Origin of the sequence: Dyadobacter sp. (assembly GCF_017744695.1) — a bacterium.
Lineage (GTDB): Bacteria > Bacteroidota > Bacteroidia > Cytophagales > Spirosomataceae > Dyadobacter.
Window position 1 is genome coordinate 72,048 of the sequence record NZ_JAGIAS010000009.1, and the last position, 17,238, is coordinate 89,285.

A 17,238-nucleotide genomic window follows, 5' to 3' on the forward strand; every position below is an offset into this window, starting at 1 on the left:
GTTATGACCGAGCGCGTTCTGATTACTCCCGAAGCCAAAAAGGTCGTGAACCAGCTTCGGGAGTTGCACGGTGAGCTGATGTTTCATCAGAGTGGAGGTTGTTGTGATGGCTCACAGCCCATGTGTTTTCCCAAGGGAGAGTTCCGCGTATCGGAAAGTGATGTGTTGTTAGGGGAAATAGGAGGCTGTGCGTTTTTTATGAGTCGCGACCAATTCGAGTACTGGCAGCATACGCAGCTGACGATCGATGTCGTACCCGGTCGGGGCGCGAGTTTTTCATTAGAGATACCATTGGGTGTACGTTTCATCACCCGATCGAGACTTTACACGCCCGAAGAGGCTGGCGATCTCAGGGCAGTCAACGTCTGAAAACTGTATTGTTGCAAGAAGTTATAGTCAAGTATAGTCAGATGTGGTCAGGTTTTGTCAAGGGTTGTTTTTCCCTCAATGACAATACCTGACCATACCTGACTATTCTTGATTGCACTTGACTATACCTGGCCACAATGACCACACCCGAGCCAGTCGTGTAGTGAATCTTTTACACGGTGGTTTCACACCTTTCTTGTCGTTTTAGCACTTAATGGTTATATTTGTTCAAATCGAGCGGTTTGCTGACTGGGAAAATCAAGGTCAGCTATATGTATAACACATCTGTAAATCAACGAATTTGCGGATATTAAAAGCTGAATTTTGAATTTCAACGAATTTGAACTCCACGAAGACGTTTTGAACGCCGTGGATTCCATGAACTACCAACTGGCAACGCCTATCCAGGAGCAGGCTATACCACACATTCTCAGCGGGAAAGACCTGTTAGCTTGTGCACAAACAGGAACTGGCAAAACAGCCGCGTACCTGATTCCCATTCTCGACAAAGTTGCCCACGAGGCCAACGCGCACACCGGCGCGCTGATTCTGGTGCCTACCCGGGAGCTTGCTGTGCAGATCGATCAGCAAATCCAGGGACTGGGCTATTTTGTAGGTGCGACCAGCATTGCAGTCTATGGTGGCAATAAAGGCCCGGAATGGGATCAGCAGAAGAAAGCATTAACCCAAGGTGCGGACATTATTATTGCTACGCCGGGCAGGCTCATTGCGCATTTGCAGCTGGGCTACGTTCATTTCCGTGACCTGCGGCACCTGGTCCTCGACGAGGCCGACCGTATGCTGGACATGGGCTTTCTGGGTGACATCCTGAAAATTATGAGTTATCTGCCCAACGAGCGTCAGACATTGATGTTTTCGGCCACCATGCCGCCCAAGATCGGTGACCTGGCCAAACGCATTCTGAAAGACCCCGAAGAGATCAGGCTGGCGGTTTCGCGCCCGGCCGACCGGATCGATCAGCAGTTTTATCTGGCCAAAGACGAGCAGAAGCTGCCGCTTCTGATGCATTTGCTGAAAGGCGTCGAAAATATCAGTATGGTACTGTTCACCTCCCGCAAATCCAACGTTGAACCGATCGTGCGGGCACTGCGTAAATTGGGACTCGGCGCACATGGTATTTCATCGGATTCGGAGCAAGGGGAAAGAGAAATCGTACTGCGTGACTTCAAAAACCGGCAGTTCCCGATCCTGGTTGCGACCGACGTATTATCCCGCGGCATAGATATTGATAATCTCAGCCATGTTGTGAACTACGACGTTCCCCGCGACCCCGAGGATTACGTGCACCGTATAGGGCGTACAGCACGCGCCGAATCAAAAGGCACAGCCATGACGTTCATCAATGAGCACGATCAGAAATATGTATTGAAGATCGAAAGGCTTTTTGAGAAGGAATTGGAGAAAAAATCCGTTACGGCAGAACTGGGACTGGGCGAGGCTCCTGTATTCGAGCCGCCACGTTTTCGTACGGCAGGACGTAATAGCAACAGAAAGAACAGGAAAAAATCCGGGCAGGGAGCGCCATCCGCGAGGAAACCACGCCCCGAAACAAAGCCCCAGCATACGACCGGCGCAGAAACCGCCGTTGTAGCTGGTGATGCGGCAGCGGCCATTGCACCGAATGCGGCCGGCAGGGCGAAGCGCAGGAACAAGCGGAGGAGACCCAAGAAGGATCAGCCGAAAACCGTAAACCCTACTGAGGCACAGGCCTCTTGATCAGAGTTAGTCAGACGTGAGCATTGTTTGTCTTGCTTATTCGTCATGAAAGAACTTAAATTACGTACACTTGGACCGTTTGATAGATTGGATAAGGAATTATAAATTCAGCGTATCCGATCCTCCCATCATTACGATGGAAGGCTTGTTTTCGCTGTTACTGCTTTTGCTTCTGAGCCTGCTTGCGGTATTTTTTCACCTTGTCCGCATCCTTTTCAACTCCCCGGTTGATTTTTCGCTCGATTGGAACCTGTTTCTGAGCTGGATACCGCTCATTATCGCCTTCATGGCGGATAATCTCACGAAGCGTTTCGGACACATTCCATTCGTTTTAGGGATTCTCAGCATTGCCTGGCTCGCATTCTTCCCGAATGCACCTTACATGATCACCGACCTGGCGCACCTGACCGTGGATTACCAGCGCGATTTGACCTGGCATGATATCATCATGCTGTTTTCTTATGCAGAAGTGAGCCTTTTCAATGGGCTGGTCTCGCTTTACTGGATCCACCGCTCCTGGCGGAAGGTATTCGACCGGAAGCCTGCCAACACGCTGCTGCTTTTAAGCCTTCCGCTGGCGGGCTTTGGCGTATATCTCGGCCGCGTGCGCCGGATGAACAGCTGGGACATTATTCATGAGCCGCGCGCGATCCTTAATAACCTCTTCGAAAGTCTGTTGGACCGCACCGCGTGGGTGTTTGCGATGGAGATCGGGATGTTATTGGGGATATTATACCTGGTGCTGTGGGGGGTGATACGTTTCCGGATCCGGCATTCGAAGAAGAACACCGAATCCGGAGATCACTAGTTATTGATAAGAATCTCGAATGTTTCTGAGCCTACCGTCACGAAATGCAATCCGTTGTTGATTTTCGAGACGTCGACGGGTTCTGATGGTACATATTTTCCAGATTTTACGATCTGGCCCTGGACATTTCTAATATTAAACGGCTGATGGGGGTTTTTTGCCTTGATTGTCAGATTATCTTTGACTGGATTGGGGAAAATATTAGTAGCATCTGAATTCACTCTATATTGCGAAAAGTTGTCTTTTACTGCCACTATTTTGGAATATGCAAAAGTTCCGTCTTCATCTTTTTGTTTTAAGCGATAGTAAGTTGTGGGGTAGGGCGCAATATCCGGGTATTCATACTGGTGATTTGCTTTCGAATTGCCATTCCCTGGGATGAATGCCAGAACGTCAAACAGCTTGCCGTTACGACTTTTTTGAAGTTCAAATCCGGAGTTGTTGACTTCCTGCGCGGTTTCCCATTTCAAGATGTTACCTTCCCGGTTATTGGATCCCGTAAAACTAACCAGTTCGACAGGTAGTGAGGCGCAAACGGTGTTGATCTCATTATCGCTGTTGCACCCTTGGGCGTTCCCTTCTATCAGATAATTGGTGCGGTTGGCCATGAAATTGCAAATACCCTTGACGCTACAGAAAGAAAGAAGCGGATTGTCAATGAGCTTGATGTAGGACGGGGTTGTATAATCCAGGCTGTCGAGGCCGGCGAGCGTGGTTAGCACGCTATTTAATTCAAAATTGATATAATCATTTACAACTCTGAGGTTGCGTAGTCCGGTAACACTGGTTAATCCTGCATTTTGACCTATGTATAGAAATCCACCGATGCGGGTCAATGCACTCAGCGGGTCAAAATTGGTAACCAGCGGAATCGCTCCCAATGCGACCGCGCCCTGTATTTCAACAATATTTTCCAGGCCGGTGAGATTAAGCAGGTTTTCATTTCTACCAATGGACAAAAAGCCGGGTATAAGGGTGAGTTTGCTTAATGCTGAGACGGTAGTCAATGCTTTGTTATCAACTACCCTCACGTTGTACCCCACAGTTGTTAAATCAGAAAGGCCGTTTAAGTTAGTGATTAATGGATTATTGTTTATATCGATTTCCCCCACCACGTTTTTCAGACCTGAAAGGCCATCCAGACTTAACAGGCTTGGATTCTGGTAGATGTATAGAGGGCCATTAATGGTGTCTATTCCCGAAAGGCCTTCTAGATTGATAATTCCGGCTCCGGAAACGGTGATTCCCTGGATCTCACAGGATTTGGTAGCAGGAGAAAGTGTATCGATGCTATGCTGGCTTGTCAGGTTGAGCGTTATCGTGCATCTTTGTGCGTTGGCCGACCAAGCGGCCGAGAGGGCCAGTACGGCCAGAAGGAGAAATTTTCTCATAAGATATTGTCCAGTGAATTTTGTAACCGATGCAATATAACCTATTTCGGCATGGCGAAATTTGCGGCAACGAAAAATTGGCAAAAGGTTTCCAAAACTAACTTTTCAACTATAACAAATGGAGCCTTTACAGATTTTGTACCGGTGCGAGCACCTGGTGGCTATCAATAAGCCCAACGGCCTGCTCGTGCATCGCTCGCCGATCGCAAGTGATGCCGATGTTTTCGCCGTGCAGCTCCTGCGCGATCAACTGGGCAGGAAAGTGTACCCCGTCCACCGTCTCGACCGCAAAACTTCCGGCGTGCTGCTGTTTGCCTTAGATGAAGCCATCAACAGCGAAATGCAGCGCAAATTCATGGATGGCGAGATCAACAAAACTTATCACGCCATCGTGAGAGGCTATACTCCCGACACCGGTACGATCGACTATCCTTTGAAACGCGACGACGGCGTCACGCAGGACGCTGTTACTTATTTCGAGACATTAATGCGCAGCGAAGTGCCATTCGCCATTGGAAAACACGCTACCTCCCGCTACTCGCTGGTGAAGTTAAACCCCGACACCGGACGTATGCACCAGCTTCGCAAACACATGGCGCACATTCTGCATCCGATCATTGGCGATCGCCCACATGGGTGCAACAAGCAGAACCGGTTTTTCAAGGAGCATCTGGACATGATGCAGATGATGCTGCATGCAGTGGAGTTGGACTTTATGCATCCTTTGACAACAGAAAGGGTGACCATTCAGGCGCCCTTTCCGGTAGAGTTTTCGCGAATGCGCCAGGTATTGTTGCTGGAATGATGGGTATTTGACAGACGTAGAAAATATCTCGAAAAAATTTGTAGAAATACTTTGATAAATATTTTGCAATTGATTAGTTTTGTGATGTGTTAGGAAGTGATGTTGTTCAAAAGAGATCGAAGTATGTAAAGACTATCCAATCCAGATCCGGGATAGTAGGACGCCCAATCTTACACTCCATTTTTCGGGCGCATTGGCGTCCGGCAGAGAACCCTCAGTTCCTGAGCTCTTTTAATCACGACGAATCAGGCAAGTATTTCCTTATGGCGAATCGACCGTAAAGGACAGACATATTGTGCCCGTCAGAACCGCCTCCGTACCGGAATTTCAACAAGTCGGAGATATTCCTTAAAGTTTTTCACGCTTTGTAACCATTACGCCAACCTCATGGCATACCTGGATACCTATACCACCCCCTTAACGGCTGCGACGGCTGCACACCTGTTAAGAAGGGCGACTTTTGGACCGACGCAGCAGGAAATAGCCGACTTTACCGGCAAGACGGCATCGCAGGCTGTTGATATTTTGATTAATAATGCATCCTACCGGGCGACGCCCCCGCCGCCGGTGGAAATGGATGCGACAAGAAGCGATGCGGGGCAGCCTTTTTTGGGGAAGTCCTACGATGAAAATAGGAGCTTTTCCTACTACAACTATATTAGGAATTGGTGGATTGGATTTATGGCTGAGCAAAATGGCCGTCCTTCCGTTCTCGAAAAACTCACTGCTTTCTGGCAAAATCATTTCGTAGTTACCTATGCGTCCATCCAAGACTATCGGTTCGCTTATCGTTATCTCGCATTACTAAGGTCGAACTCGCTTGGTAATTTCAAGGAGATGGCGATTAGCATGACCAAGGATCCGGGCATGCTGATTTTTCAAAATGGTAACGAGAACTGGAAAGAGCTTCCAAATGAGAATTATGCCCGGGAATTACAAGAGCTGTTTACCGTGGGGCAAAAGGATTTTAATGGAGTTGCCAACTATACCGAACAGGATGTGAAGGCGGCGGCGAGGGTCCTGACCGGCTGGCAGGCATCCAACCTGAGAAAAGCAGGTACAACAGAAATCGGATCATCTTTCAATCCGGACAGACACGATACGGGGGATAAGACCTTTTCAGCAAAATACAACAATACGATTATTGCGGGGAGATCCGGGGCCGACGCGGGCGAGGTGGAATTGAGGGAGCTGATCAATATGCTTTTGAGCCATCCTGAATCTCCCAAATACATTTGCCGGGAGTTGTACCGGTGGTACGTAAACCCCAATGTTACAGCGGAAATCGAGGAGCAGGTTATTAAGCCGTTGGCAACATTTTTCGCGGGAAGTTCCAACAACTTTGCCATAGAGCCCATAATTCGCACGCTTTTGACCAGCGTAATTTTTTTTGACAGCAGAAATTTCGGAGCGATCGTCAAATCTCCTGCGGAGCTCTTGATTGGAACAGTCAGGATATTCGATGTAACCGTGCCGGACTACGTGACCGACTATTCCGCATTTAATAAAATGATAGCCTTCCTCAGCAGTGGAATGGATCTCTTGCAGCTCAATTTGCTCAACCAGCCTTCCGTTTTTGGTTCGCTTCCATACTATCAAACAGGGTACTCAAGAAACTGGATCAACGAAACGACCATCGGGCAGCGCGGCACACGGACGGATGCATTTATTTACCCCTACTTAGAGCTCAAACCGGGCAGTTTGATGGCGATCGATATTCTCGGGAGGTTAAGACAAATCCAACCTAATTTTTCCGACGTATCCGGGACACCGGGTATTACCTGCGAGCAGGTTTTGGCCGAATTTACCAAAAACCTCTTTCCGTTCGAGCTTCCACAAGCACAAAAGGACTTTCTGATAGACTCCATTATGATGATGAAGAACAGCGCACGGACCACATGGGTGCGGGAGTGGGACGCGTATAGGTCGGCACCCAACGATCCCGCCAAGCAGAACGTCGTGCTGTGGAGGTCCAGAACGCTATTAAAGTATTTGTTGCGCATGGCAGAATACCAACTGTTTTAACCGGGTGTATATGAAAAGAAGGGATTTTATAACTGCAGCGTCGGCGTTGGTGGCTCCCGTCATTCTAGACGGCTTTGGCGTTAAGTCGTTTGCGAAAGGCTCAGCTCTGGTACAGTCGCTTAAACAGACCGCTGCGCTGAATGGCGACCGGATTCTGGTCATCATTTATCTGGCGGGTGGGAACGACGGATTGAATACGGTAATACCACTTGAATTTTACTCACAGTATTACAACATGAGGAGTAATATCGCAATACCCGAGAGTGCCATCCTGAAATTGTCGGGAAATCCGGAGACCGGCTTTCACCCTGTCATGACCGGCATGCGCGCACTTTATGATGAAGGTAAGCTGGCGATCGTCAATGGTGTGTCGTATCCCAACCCCGATCTCTCACATTACAGATCAACCGATATCTGGATGACCGGGGTTGAATCCAATCAGTATGCCTTGTCGGGGTGGGCAGGCAGATATATCAATGACCGTTATCCCGGCTTTCCTGACAGCTATCCCAATGCTGAAATGGAAGATCCACTGGCTGTTCAGATCGGACAAATCAGCACGACTACCCTGGCTGGAAGCGAACAGGGGATGGGTATTACCATTCAGGATCCAAATTCATTTTATCAATTGATTGGAGAAAGCAGTGCTGCCATAGATTGGCCCACCCCATGCTGTGATGCAGGCGACTTGTTGAATTATATTCGTCAAAAACAATCATTTGCGGTGGGGTATGCTTCCGAGATCAAAGCGGCCGCGGACGCTGGAAGGAACCTGGCGGCTTATCCGGATTCAGCACAAAAAAATGAATTGGCAGATCAGCTCAAAATCGTAGCCCGGCTTATACATGGGGGACTTAAATCAAAAATCTATTATGTGGAGCTCGGTAATTTCGACACCCATTCCGGTCAGGTTGGAACAAGTGTCACAGAGGGTGTCCATGCACAGCTGCTTAAGAAACTTTCCGATGCGGTCTATGCCTTCCAAAATGATTTGAAACTGCAAGGAACCGAAGAGAAGGTACTTGGGATGACATTTTCTGATTTTGGCCGAAGAGCAAATTCGAATGCTTCAAAAGGGACCGATCATGGCATTGGGGCGCCTATGTTCGTGTTCGGAACCGGAATCAAAAGACAGCTGGTAGGGATGAACCCGAACCTTGTGAACGGACTTCTGCCTGCCAACCCAGGTGCCGGCGTGGTTAACCGGGATATTAAAATGCAAATCGATTTCAGACGGGTTTATTCGGATGTTTTAAACGACTGGTTTGGAACCGCAACGACCAAGACAGACCAGCTCTTGTTTAAAAATTTTCAGACAACCTCATTATTCTCGGATGTAGTGCGGACGATTTCCTCCGGTTCCTGGCATAATCCAGGTGTTTGGTCGTCTGGGCGCGTGCCTACTCTAAAGGACATTGTGCGGGTAAGTAAAGGCCACGTCATTGAAGTCGGGTCAGCAGTTCAGGCGAAAGACTTGAAAGTGGAGATAGGAGCCGAGTTGAAATTTTTAGGAAAAGTTGGGGTACAAATACAGAACGGGGCCTAGATTATGAAGAGATTTCGACTGGCATTAGTTTTATTCGGCTCGTTGTTACTCGCGACCGGAGCATTTGCCCAAACGGGAATTTTGCGGACAGAACGTGCCCCGACTTCGGTGGTGACTTTCACCGAAAGCGCGGATTTCCTCGGGCTGAGCAGCACTCATTTTATTGATGGGTATGTGAAAAGGGATGGAGTCGGGCGTTTTATTTTTCCGGTTGGCCATGGTAGTAAAGCAGGCCCCTTCGCCACAGACGGAGGAGGAATTATCGGCGCATATTTTGCCGAATCGGCCAGTGGTTCGGTTGTTTCCGGCGGGCCTTTTTCGGTCAACACCAAGACAGATGAAGTACAAGCGGTCAGTACTAACGAGTACTGGCATATTGACGGCGCGTTGGCGACAACCCTGACCTTCACCTGGAATAATGAGAGTGCAGTTGCTGCATTGACCGGAAGTACGTTACAGAAACTATCCATTGTTGGCTGGAATGCGACTAACAAGCGATGGGAAAAAATTCCTTCGCAGGTAGATGCTGTGTCCGCTCTCGGTGGAAATAGCACATTAAATGCAGGGTCAATTTCGAGCAGTCGGCCGTTTGTCCCAAACGGCTACGAGGTATTTACCCTAGGCGCCTTGACCAACAGCGTTGCTCCGAGCGATTATGCCGGAAAACTGGAAGTCGCCGATTGCAGATCGATATCCGGATGGGTTTATGATAAAAACAATATAGAATCCGAATTAGTGGTTGAAGTAGTCGAAGGAGCGACTGTACGTACTCAAACTCTTGCAAATACTTTCCGATCCGATCTGTGGAATCAGGAGATAGGAACAGGAAAATACGGATTTTCGATCCCATTGCCGGAGGATTTCCGGGACGGGAACTACCGTAACCTTTCTGTTCGCGTTCGAGGTACCGAATTCGTTTTAGACGGTTCCCCGAGAAGCGTTGGTTGCGGTTACCGTGGAGAATTCGAAACTGCTGACTGTTACACGATTAAGGGATGGACAATGATCGGGGAGTATCCCGATTCTTCGTTGGTGGTCGACCTTCTGGCCGATGGTCAGATGCAAGGATCATTTCCGGCCAACCTGTTCCGCGCGGATATTCAAAGCCAGATTGGTGGCAGTGGAAAAATAGGTTTTGAGTTTGCTTTGCCTAACTCGGTCAAAACCAACGTGCCGAAACAGATTAGTTTGAGAGCAAAAGACAGCAAGTATGTGCTGGATGGGTCCCCGAAGACATTGCAATGTGGGACGCCACAACTCTTTGGGAATTTTGAAAGCGCCGATTGTGCTACTTTCCGTGGCTGGGTTTGGGATAAAACGTATCCTTCCAGCGCATTGGCAGTTGAGATTTTGGAAGGGGGCAATGTGGTGGCTAGCGGTGTCGCCAATATTTATCGCGCAGATCTGAAAGCAGGCGGCTACGGTACTGGTAACTACGGATTTGCAATCCCGCTACCTGCTTCATTTAAAGACGGCAAGGCGCATCAACTGACAGCGCGGGTGCAGGGCAGCAGCTACATGTTAGGTGGTTCGAAAAGCGTTACTTGCTTGCAGGAGGAATACGTAGGTTCATTCGAGGAAGGTGATTGTAACTCGCTTCGCGGGTGGGTCTGGGACAAGAACCACCCAGATGTGGCGTTGACAGTGGAACTGCTCTCGGGCGGGATAGTGGTGGGGACGAGCGTGGCCAAGACCTACCGTGCGGATTTGAAAGCGGCGGGCTACGGTACAGGTAACTACGGTTTTGCGATCCCCTTACCTACGAATTTGAAGGACGGTCAATCACGTTCATATAGCATTCGTGTTCAGGGTACAACTTATGTTTTAGGCGGCTCTCCGCGCAGTATTACCTGCGCAGTTCCGTCGCAGTACCTGGGCAGTTTCGAGTTGGCAGACTGTTCTGTTTTCCGTGGCTGGGTTTGGGATAAAACGTATCCTTCCAGCGCATTGGCAGTTGAGATTTTGGAAGGGGGCAATGTGGTGGCTAGCGGTGTCGCCAATATTTATCGCGCAGATCTGAAAGCAGGCGGCTACGGTACTGGCAACTACGGATTTGCAATCCCGCTACCTGCTTCATTTAAAGACGGCAAGGCGCATCAACTGACAGCGCGGGTGCAGGGCAGCAGCTACATGTTAGGTGGTTCGAAAAGCGTTACTTGCTTGCAGGAGGAATACGTAGGTTCATTCGAGGAAGGTGATTGTAACTCGCTTCGCGGGTGGGTCTGGGACAAGAACCACCCTGATGTGGCGTTGACAGTGGAACTGCTCTCGGGCGGGATAGTGGTGGGGACGAGCGTGGCCAAGACCTACCGTGCGGATTTGAAAGCGGCGGGCTACGGTACCGGTAACTATGGTTTTGCGATCCCCTTACCTACGAATTTGAAGGACGGTCAATCACATTCATATAGCATTCGTGTTCAGGGTACAACTTATGTTTTAGGCGGCTCTCCACGCAGTATTACCTGCGCAGTTCCATCGCAGTACCTGGGCAGTTTCGATATGGCAGATTGTACGGGCCTGAAAGGCTGGGTCTGGGATAAGACGTATCCTGCCAGCGCTTTGACGGTAGAGATCCTGGAAGGCGGTACGGTGGTGGGCAGTGGTTTGGCTAACATATATCGTGGAGATTTGAAAGCGGCGGGATACGGTACAGGTAATTACGCTTTTAATATCCCACTGCCCGCGTCCTTAAAGGATGGGGTAGTCCATCAGTTGAGTACGCGCGTGAAGGGGAGCAGTTTTACGCTGGGCGGTTCGCCTAAGAGTTTAGGTGTTTGTAGCACATCAGCTAGGATTACGGAGCTGCATGCTGCAGGGATTGAAATTCAGTCTGTCGAAGAAGGGGAGCCTGCCTTTACTTTCTTCCCTAATCCAACTTCCGGCATTGTAACGGCACGACTCGATCAAGTCAAAGCAGGGACAAAATTGTCTGTGGTGAATTTGGTTGGCCGAACCGTATGGACGACGCAGCTTTCAGAAAGAGATTATCCCATTCACCAACAGATTGACCTTCGGGAATTCTCCCCTGGTATTTATGTTGTGAAGCTGGAAGCGGGTTCTAAAATAAAATTGAGACGACTGGTTCTGGTGAAGTAACCTCCGTGAGTCGCTCCATCAATTGAAATAGTACCCCTGTTGATTGCGTAGTCGTGACGCGATCAACAGGGGTACTAACTTCATAAATCCAATCCTCAAGCCCGCACAGCGACATCCTTATGCGGAAATCTCACAACAGGTTTCCCCCCGCGTGAGCCGGCCTCCGATTTGCTTCCGGTAGTTTCTGTTTTGAGAAACCCCGGTTTTTTTGCAAGATCCACCAAATCCGCAAAATGCTTCGTGGCAAACCGCTCCATCAGCATTCTGCGGTGATATTTGAGCTCGATCATCGATATGTTCAGATGGTTGGCGATTGCTTTGAGCGGCTCTTCCCGTGAAAGGGCTTCCAGTATGGCCCGCTCAATGCTCGATAGATAATCTACCGATGGAGCTCCCGCGGTAATGCCTGCTGACAATATGTTCTGAACATCTTCGGAGAGAAACAAATTGCCTTTCTGAACCTGTGCAATCGCGGTAAAAAGCTCTTGGGACAAGCAGGTTTTGGTCAAGAACGCCTTGGCGCCTAACCGCATGTAGCTTCTGATCAGCCAGTCGTCATTGAGCGATGTCAGCACGATTATTTTGGTGCTTTTGTCAGTATGGCGAAAGATGGCGTCTACGCCCTTGTCGTATTTGCCGTTGAAGCATAGTTCGGTGATTATAAGGGTAGGAGGGATAGCGCGAACTTCCGTTGTAAAAGCCTGGATCGAGCTGTAATGGTCGATCGATTCTATGGCAGGCAGAGAGTTGATCAGATTTATTCTGAGGGCTTCGGTGAAGATCTGGTGGCTATCAATTAGTGCTATTCTCATTGTTGGAGGGATTAAAGATTAGTTATGTATTGTACTGATTATCAGGGGTTATTTGGCAGAGAGGCGCTCCATTCAGGTTTGCAGGTGAATGCATACCAGCTGGAAGCCGGGCAAAATCTAGCGGACGATATCTGTTATAGAAATCTAGGAGCTAGCTGGCAGCTTTGGATGTGAAACGGTAAAAAACGGGACTTGCCGGCCAATCAGCGCTGGCTGGATGCTTTTGGTCGAATTGATTGGCTCATCAATGTAGTCGCGACAGATAATCGTTGTGTGATCTGCCGGGGAGGCCGGCCCTGTCGGGCAGTTGTGGGAATCGTTGCTGGTAACATCTTTCTATTATTAACGTTGAATAAAATATTACTTCATGGCTATACCGCATCAGATAGATTCTGCTCCGAACGATCTCTGATTTGCTTTCAGAAATTGTAGAAGGCTCTTGGCTGGATACGGATTTTAGTGCGTGAAATGAGCTGGGGTCGAATACCCGGAGTAGAATATTGAGTTGAAACTATATAACAAAGTTTACTATCACAAATCATAGATCAAGTATATACTTTTAATCAGACTAGTTATTTAAATAGTTATATTAATAGATAGGATAGTTTTATTTTTCTCGTAAGAGAATATTCGGCGACACCTCATTGAATTGAATTCGAGTTGTTTATAAGGTAATTGTTGATAATGAATAGGATAAGGGGCAAGTTAGCGTCAATTAGAATAGTGCAAATTGACACGTTATTGCATATACGCAAACTGGTGCGAAGGTTAGGCCGCCGGATGTGACAGTGTAGTATTTGTAGCCGGGTATTGATCGCTAAATAGAAAGATGTTGTAATATTAATTCTACATATAAGTATTCCAGATGAATTGCGGTCGTGGAGAGGTTTTGAAAGACTTTTACACTGCTAACCGGTAGGTAATTATGTTGTAGAATGTAATAGAAATTACTATTAACCTTCGAATTAGGTCACTATTTTGCTTTCGATTTTACTCAACGATATAATGAAGGGGATCTTGCGGCATGCAGATCCCCATTTTTGTTTCTAATCTGCGCTAGCCAGTTTCGGCCGAAATTTAACCACCTTGTTGCTCTGCGGCTTCACGGTTTGCAAATACGCGAAAATCGCGCGTAGGTCGCCTTCTTTCATCCCCGCGTACATCGTCCAGGGCATTGGCGTATTCATTTCATTTGATGCAACCTTGTATGGCTTGTAGCTCGAATCGGCGTAGGGTTTGAAGCGCTGCACGAATACATCGGCCGTCCAGGTACCGATGCCGTTGGTCTTGTCGGGCGAAATATTTGCCGAGGTGGTAATACCATTTGGCATGATAAATTCCATTCCGCCACCAAACTCTGTTCCGGGTACTTTTTCGCCTTTCTCGCGCTTGCTGTGGCATTCTATGCAGCTTGCCGCCGTGGCCACATAGCGGCCATAGGCAATCTGGTCGGTTTCCGACGGGCGCTTGGTAAGATTGGCTTTGGCAGGCATTGTGTTGATCAGGATATTGACAGGGAAGTCATATTCAGGGGCGGCTATGTCGTGCTTCACTGGCGCGAGGGTACGTACGTACGCGATGAGGCTGTAAATATCTTCCTGGTCGAGCTGGCCGTAATTCCGGTAGGGCATAATCGGGAACAGCGCCTGACCATCTTTGCTGGTACCGGTGGTGATGGCGCGGAAGACCTCGCCGTCGGTCCATTTGCCGATTCCATACGGAGTAATATTTCTGGCATAAAACACGCCCGGAAAACCCATATCACGGCTGAAAAGCTCGCCTCCGCCGCCGAAATTGCCGGCGGCCAGCGGGGCTGAAAACAGCGTCCAGTCACGGGTACTGTGGCAATCCACGCAGACTGCGACGTGATTGGCAAGATACTTTCCTCGTTCGATGCGTTCGGGCGTTCTTTCCACCGAAAGAACAGGAGCTTCGCCGACATCGGGAAGCGCAGTTTTTACATAGGTAGCAGCCGCGCCGGCGGCGAGAATGAGCATCAAAAGGAGAATGCCCACGATTTTAAAGAGCTTTTTCATAACAGAGGGGTGACAGTAGATGGTGAATGTGAGGATTGATCATAAGGTACGATAATTCCCGTAAAGCTCAAATACTTAGTTATTTAGCGAAACTTGAAGGGCAGGGTTGCAACGTTTAAATGCAACATGGTGTCTAAAACTCAAAATTCAATCCGGTCATGGCCATGAAAAGAACTTTATTTGCAAGCTGTCTCGCATTGCTGATGCTCTCGTGCTATCCCAGGGATTCTGAACCCTTTGTCGGCAATGTGAAATTCAATGGCACGGGTTACCGGCCGGTTTACAAAAATCCCGAAGAGATATCCAAAGTGGAAGTTCAGGCGGCACAGGCGCTCAAAACGCCGGGGAAAATCTATACGTTCGACCGGTATCTTTTCATCAATGAGCTCGGCAAGGGCATTCACATCATCGACAATACCGATCCTAAAAAGCCGGAAAATCTTTCATTCGTCTCCATTTTAGGCAATTATGACATCGCCGTGAAGGACAATTGGCTGTATGCCGACAACTTCTCCAACCTGCTGGTGATAGACATTGGTGATCCGAAAGTCCCGAAAGTTGTGAAAAGCATTCCCAATGCCATTCCCGTGCATAATTACCCGCCTTTGCAAGGGATCTATTTTGAATGCGCCGACGAGAAAAAAGGCGTCGTAGTGGATTGGGAAAAAGTGGATATGGCAAAGCAACCCAAATGTTACCGGTAATCACTGAACGATATTGATTAGCTATGAAAAAGTTGATACCTCTTTTATTCCTTGGGCTTGCGGCGATCGGCCTGATGCTGCTGCTAAATGCATGCGATGATGGTAAAGCTGACTCGGGACCCAGCCCGCAAACCGGAGCCGGTGGTTCGATGGCAAGGTTCGCAATTACCGATAACACGTTGTATATCGTCTCAAAACAATCTCTGGAAGTGTACGACATCAATGATGCTGCAAATCCCACCAAAGCGATAACCAATAATATGGGTTTTGGCATCGAAACGATTTTCCCATACCAGAAGAACCTGTTTATCGGCGCGATGGACGGCATGTACATTTATGATAATACTAAACCCAATGCGCCTGTGTTGTTGTCCAAATACACACACGTGTTTTCTTGCGATCCGGTGGTGGTGCAGGGGCGCTATGCTTATGTGACGTTGCGCGCGGGTGTGACCTGCCGGACGGGCACCGCTTTCAGTTCGCTGGATGTAGTCGATATCGGCGACCCTGCCAAACCGCAACTGGTGGGTAGTCACCGCATGGATTCGCCGTACGGATTGGGTGTGTCCGGGAACAAGCTCTTTGTATGTGAGGGCGATAAGGGCTTTCGGATGATGGATATCAGCGATCCAAGGGTGCCGATTCAAAAGCATCTTTTCCAGGAAGTCCCGGCTTACGATGTGATCGTACGCAGCAACCGGTTGATCGTGACGGGTAAGGATGGCCTTTACCAATACAAATACGACGATTCGGACAGCCTGGAATACCTCAGCAAGATCCCTGTTCTATGAGAACCAGCCTGCTTACTATTATCGCTTCATTGTGTTCGCTTTGCACCTGCTTCGCGCAGTTCGATGTCGAAACTGCCAAACGGCACGTAATTGTCAAATACTCGCCGCTGCCGATGTTTGATCTGGACAATACCATTCAATTCGGGGTTGAAATACCTTTGGGTAAAGGGGATTTTGCATTGCAACAGGACCTGGGGTACGGAAATTCTTCTTTTAATGGTTGGTATCACGATAACAGCCAGCGGCCCGATAAGGAGATTTACAAAAGCCGGACGCATTTGAGATGGTATTTTGTAGAGAAACGCAGGATGCGTGCCTACGTTGGGCCTGAGGTCTTATTCAAAAAGGTAGTCTATCGCGAAAGCCAATGGTTGGGTAAGGATTGTGAGTCGCCTTGGGGGCCATGTAGTTTTTTCCAGAACCAGCAGGTAAGGGTTGATAAGAACGTTGTGGCGGGGCATGTCCGTTTTGGGTGGCAGTTTATTACCCCCGGCCGGTTTGTTTTCGACGTTTTTACCGGTATCGGCTTCCGCCATATATTCGCTACATCACATTCACCGGGCATACCCGACTCGGATATACGAGGTGTTGATGACAGTTGGGAGCGCATTTCCCCGAATGAGTCCGATGTTCGTCCCAGTGCTGTAATGGGTTTTCATTTGGGAATTCTGTTAGGTAAATACCGCCGGGATTGACTACATTACCATTCAATCCCTAAACATCGGACAACCATGGACAATGCTATCAGCTGGTTTGAAATACCAACCACCGACCTGGATCGTGCTACTGCTTTCTACGAATCGATTTTTCAGATCAAGTTCATTCCGCTCGACACCCCGAACCTGAAAATGCGCATGTTCCCTGTGGACAACATGGCGACAGGGGTAGGCGGGGCGCTCGTATACAGCGGTGGGTTCCATAAGCCTTCCGCCACCGAAGGCCCATTAATCTACCTCAATGCGAATCCGGATGTCCAGATCGTGCTGGACCGGGTAACAGATGCCGGCGGCAGAGTAATCGTTCCCAAAACACAGATCAGCCCCGAATACGGCTATATGGCCGCATTCATCGATTCGGAAGGAAACCGCATTGCCTTGCATTCGGCACCAGTTGCGTAA

At 48.8% G+C, this 17,238-nt stretch carries 14 protein-coding genes; 11 read left to right on the forward strand and 3 right to left on the reverse strand.

Annotated elements, in window-relative coordinates; translation table 11 throughout:
- Nucleotides 1–3: 3 nt before the first annotated feature.
- The 3 genes from J7619_RS27095 (at nt 4) to J7619_RS27105 (ending at nt 2,914) form a co-directional block, all read left to right on the forward strand.
- A complete protein-coding gene (locus J7619_RS27095; protein ID WP_291206527.1) occupies nt 4–369 on the forward strand; it encodes a DUF779 domain-containing protein in 366 nt (121 codons plus the stop codon).
- A gap of 324 nt (nt 370–693) precedes the next feature.
- Nucleotides 694–2,106: a DEAD/DEAH box helicase gene (locus tag J7619_RS27100; RefSeq protein ID WP_291206530.1), complete on the forward strand. Its 1,413-nt coding sequence runs from the start codon at nt 694–696 to the stop codon at nt 2,104–2,106.
- A 70-nt stretch (nt 2,107–2,176) separates the two neighbouring features.
- Complete coding sequence (locus J7619_RS27105) at nt 2,177–2,914, forward strand: DUF1361 domain-containing protein (protein WP_291206533.1); 738 nt, start codon at nt 2,177–2,179, stop codon at nt 2,912–2,914.
- Here the strand turns inward: J7619_RS27105 and J7619_RS27110 are convergent.
- Nucleotides 2,911–4,305 carry a T9SS type A sorting domain-containing protein gene (locus J7619_RS27110; protein WP_291206536.1) on the reverse strand — a complete coding sequence of 465 codons (1,395 nt, stop codon included), beginning with the start codon at nt 4,303–4,305 and terminating at the stop codon, nt 2,911–2,913. The two genes, J7619_RS27105 and J7619_RS27110, sit on opposite strands and share 4 nt — an antisense overlap.
- A gap of 118 nt (nt 4,306–4,423) precedes the next feature.
- Between J7619_RS27110 and J7619_RS27115 the strand changes: the two genes are divergently transcribed.
- The 4 genes from J7619_RS27115 to J7619_RS27130 all read left to right on the forward strand — a co-directional run bounded on the left by J7619_RS27115 (nt 4,424) and on the right by J7619_RS27130 (nt 11,777).
- Nucleotides 4,424–5,110, forward strand: coding sequence for a pseudouridine synthase (locus J7619_RS27115; protein ID WP_291206540.1), 687 nt, complete (start codon nt 4,424–4,426; stop codon nt 5,108–5,110).
- Between the two features lie 387 nt (nt 5,111–5,497).
- Nucleotides 5,498–7,135, forward strand: coding sequence for a DUF1800 family protein (locus J7619_RS27120; protein WP_291206543.1), 1,638 nt, complete (start codon nt 5,498–5,500; stop codon nt 7,133–7,135).
- Nucleotides 7,136–7,145: 10 nt separating this feature from the next.
- The gene (locus J7619_RS27125; RefSeq protein ID WP_291206546.1) at nt 7,146–8,681 is read left to right on the forward strand and encodes a DUF1501 domain-containing protein; all 1,536 of its coding nucleotides are present in this window, start codon (nt 7,146–7,148) and stop codon (nt 8,679–8,681) included.
- Between the two features lie 3 nt (nt 8,682–8,684).
- Nucleotides 8,685–11,777, forward strand: a complete 3,093-nt coding sequence (locus tag J7619_RS27130) for a T9SS type A sorting domain-containing protein (protein ID WP_291206549.1) — start codon at nt 8,685–8,687, stop codon at nt 11,775–11,777.
- A 95-nt stretch (nt 11,778–11,872) separates the two neighbouring features.
- Here the strand turns inward: J7619_RS27130 and J7619_RS27135 are convergent, their stop codons facing one another.
- Together J7619_RS27135 and J7619_RS27140 are read right to left on the reverse strand one after the other, a co-directional pair.
- Nucleotides 11,873–12,589, reverse strand: coding sequence for a response regulator transcription factor (locus tag J7619_RS27135; RefSeq protein WP_291206552.1), 717 nt, complete (start codon nt 12,587–12,589; stop codon nt 11,873–11,875).
- Between the two features lie 1,046 nt (nt 12,590–13,635).
- Nucleotides 13,636–14,625, reverse strand: coding sequence for a c-type cytochrome (locus tag J7619_RS27140; RefSeq protein WP_291206555.1), 990 nt, complete (start codon nt 14,623–14,625; stop codon nt 13,636–13,638).
- Nucleotides 14,626–14,789: 164 nt separating this feature from the next.
- On the opposite strand from J7619_RS27140, the gene J7619_RS27145 reads away from it, so the two are divergent.
- Genes J7619_RS27145 through J7619_RS27160 form a run of 4 tightly spaced genes read left to right on the forward strand, consistent with a single transcriptional unit; the run spans nt 14,790 to nt 17,238 of the window.
- Nucleotides 14,790–15,329: a hypothetical protein gene (locus J7619_RS27145; RefSeq protein ID WP_291206558.1), complete on the forward strand. Its 540-nt coding sequence runs from the start codon at nt 14,790–14,792 to the stop codon at nt 15,327–15,329.
- A gap of 23 nt (nt 15,330–15,352) precedes the next feature.
- Entirely contained in the window at nt 15,353–16,120 is a 768-nt protein-coding gene (locus J7619_RS27150) for an LVIVD repeat-containing protein (RefSeq protein ID WP_291206561.1), read from the forward strand.
- Entirely contained in the window at nt 16,117–16,815 is a 699-nt protein-coding gene (locus J7619_RS27155) for a hypothetical protein (protein WP_291206564.1), read from the forward strand. Before J7619_RS27150 ends, J7619_RS27155 begins: the two co-directional genes overlap by 4 nt.
- 36 nt (nt 16,816–16,851) lie before the next feature.
- Nucleotides 16,852–17,238 carry a VOC family protein gene (locus J7619_RS27160; protein ID WP_291206568.1) on the forward strand — a complete coding sequence of 129 codons (387 nt, stop codon included), beginning with the start codon at nt 16,852–16,854 and terminating at the stop codon, nt 17,236–17,238.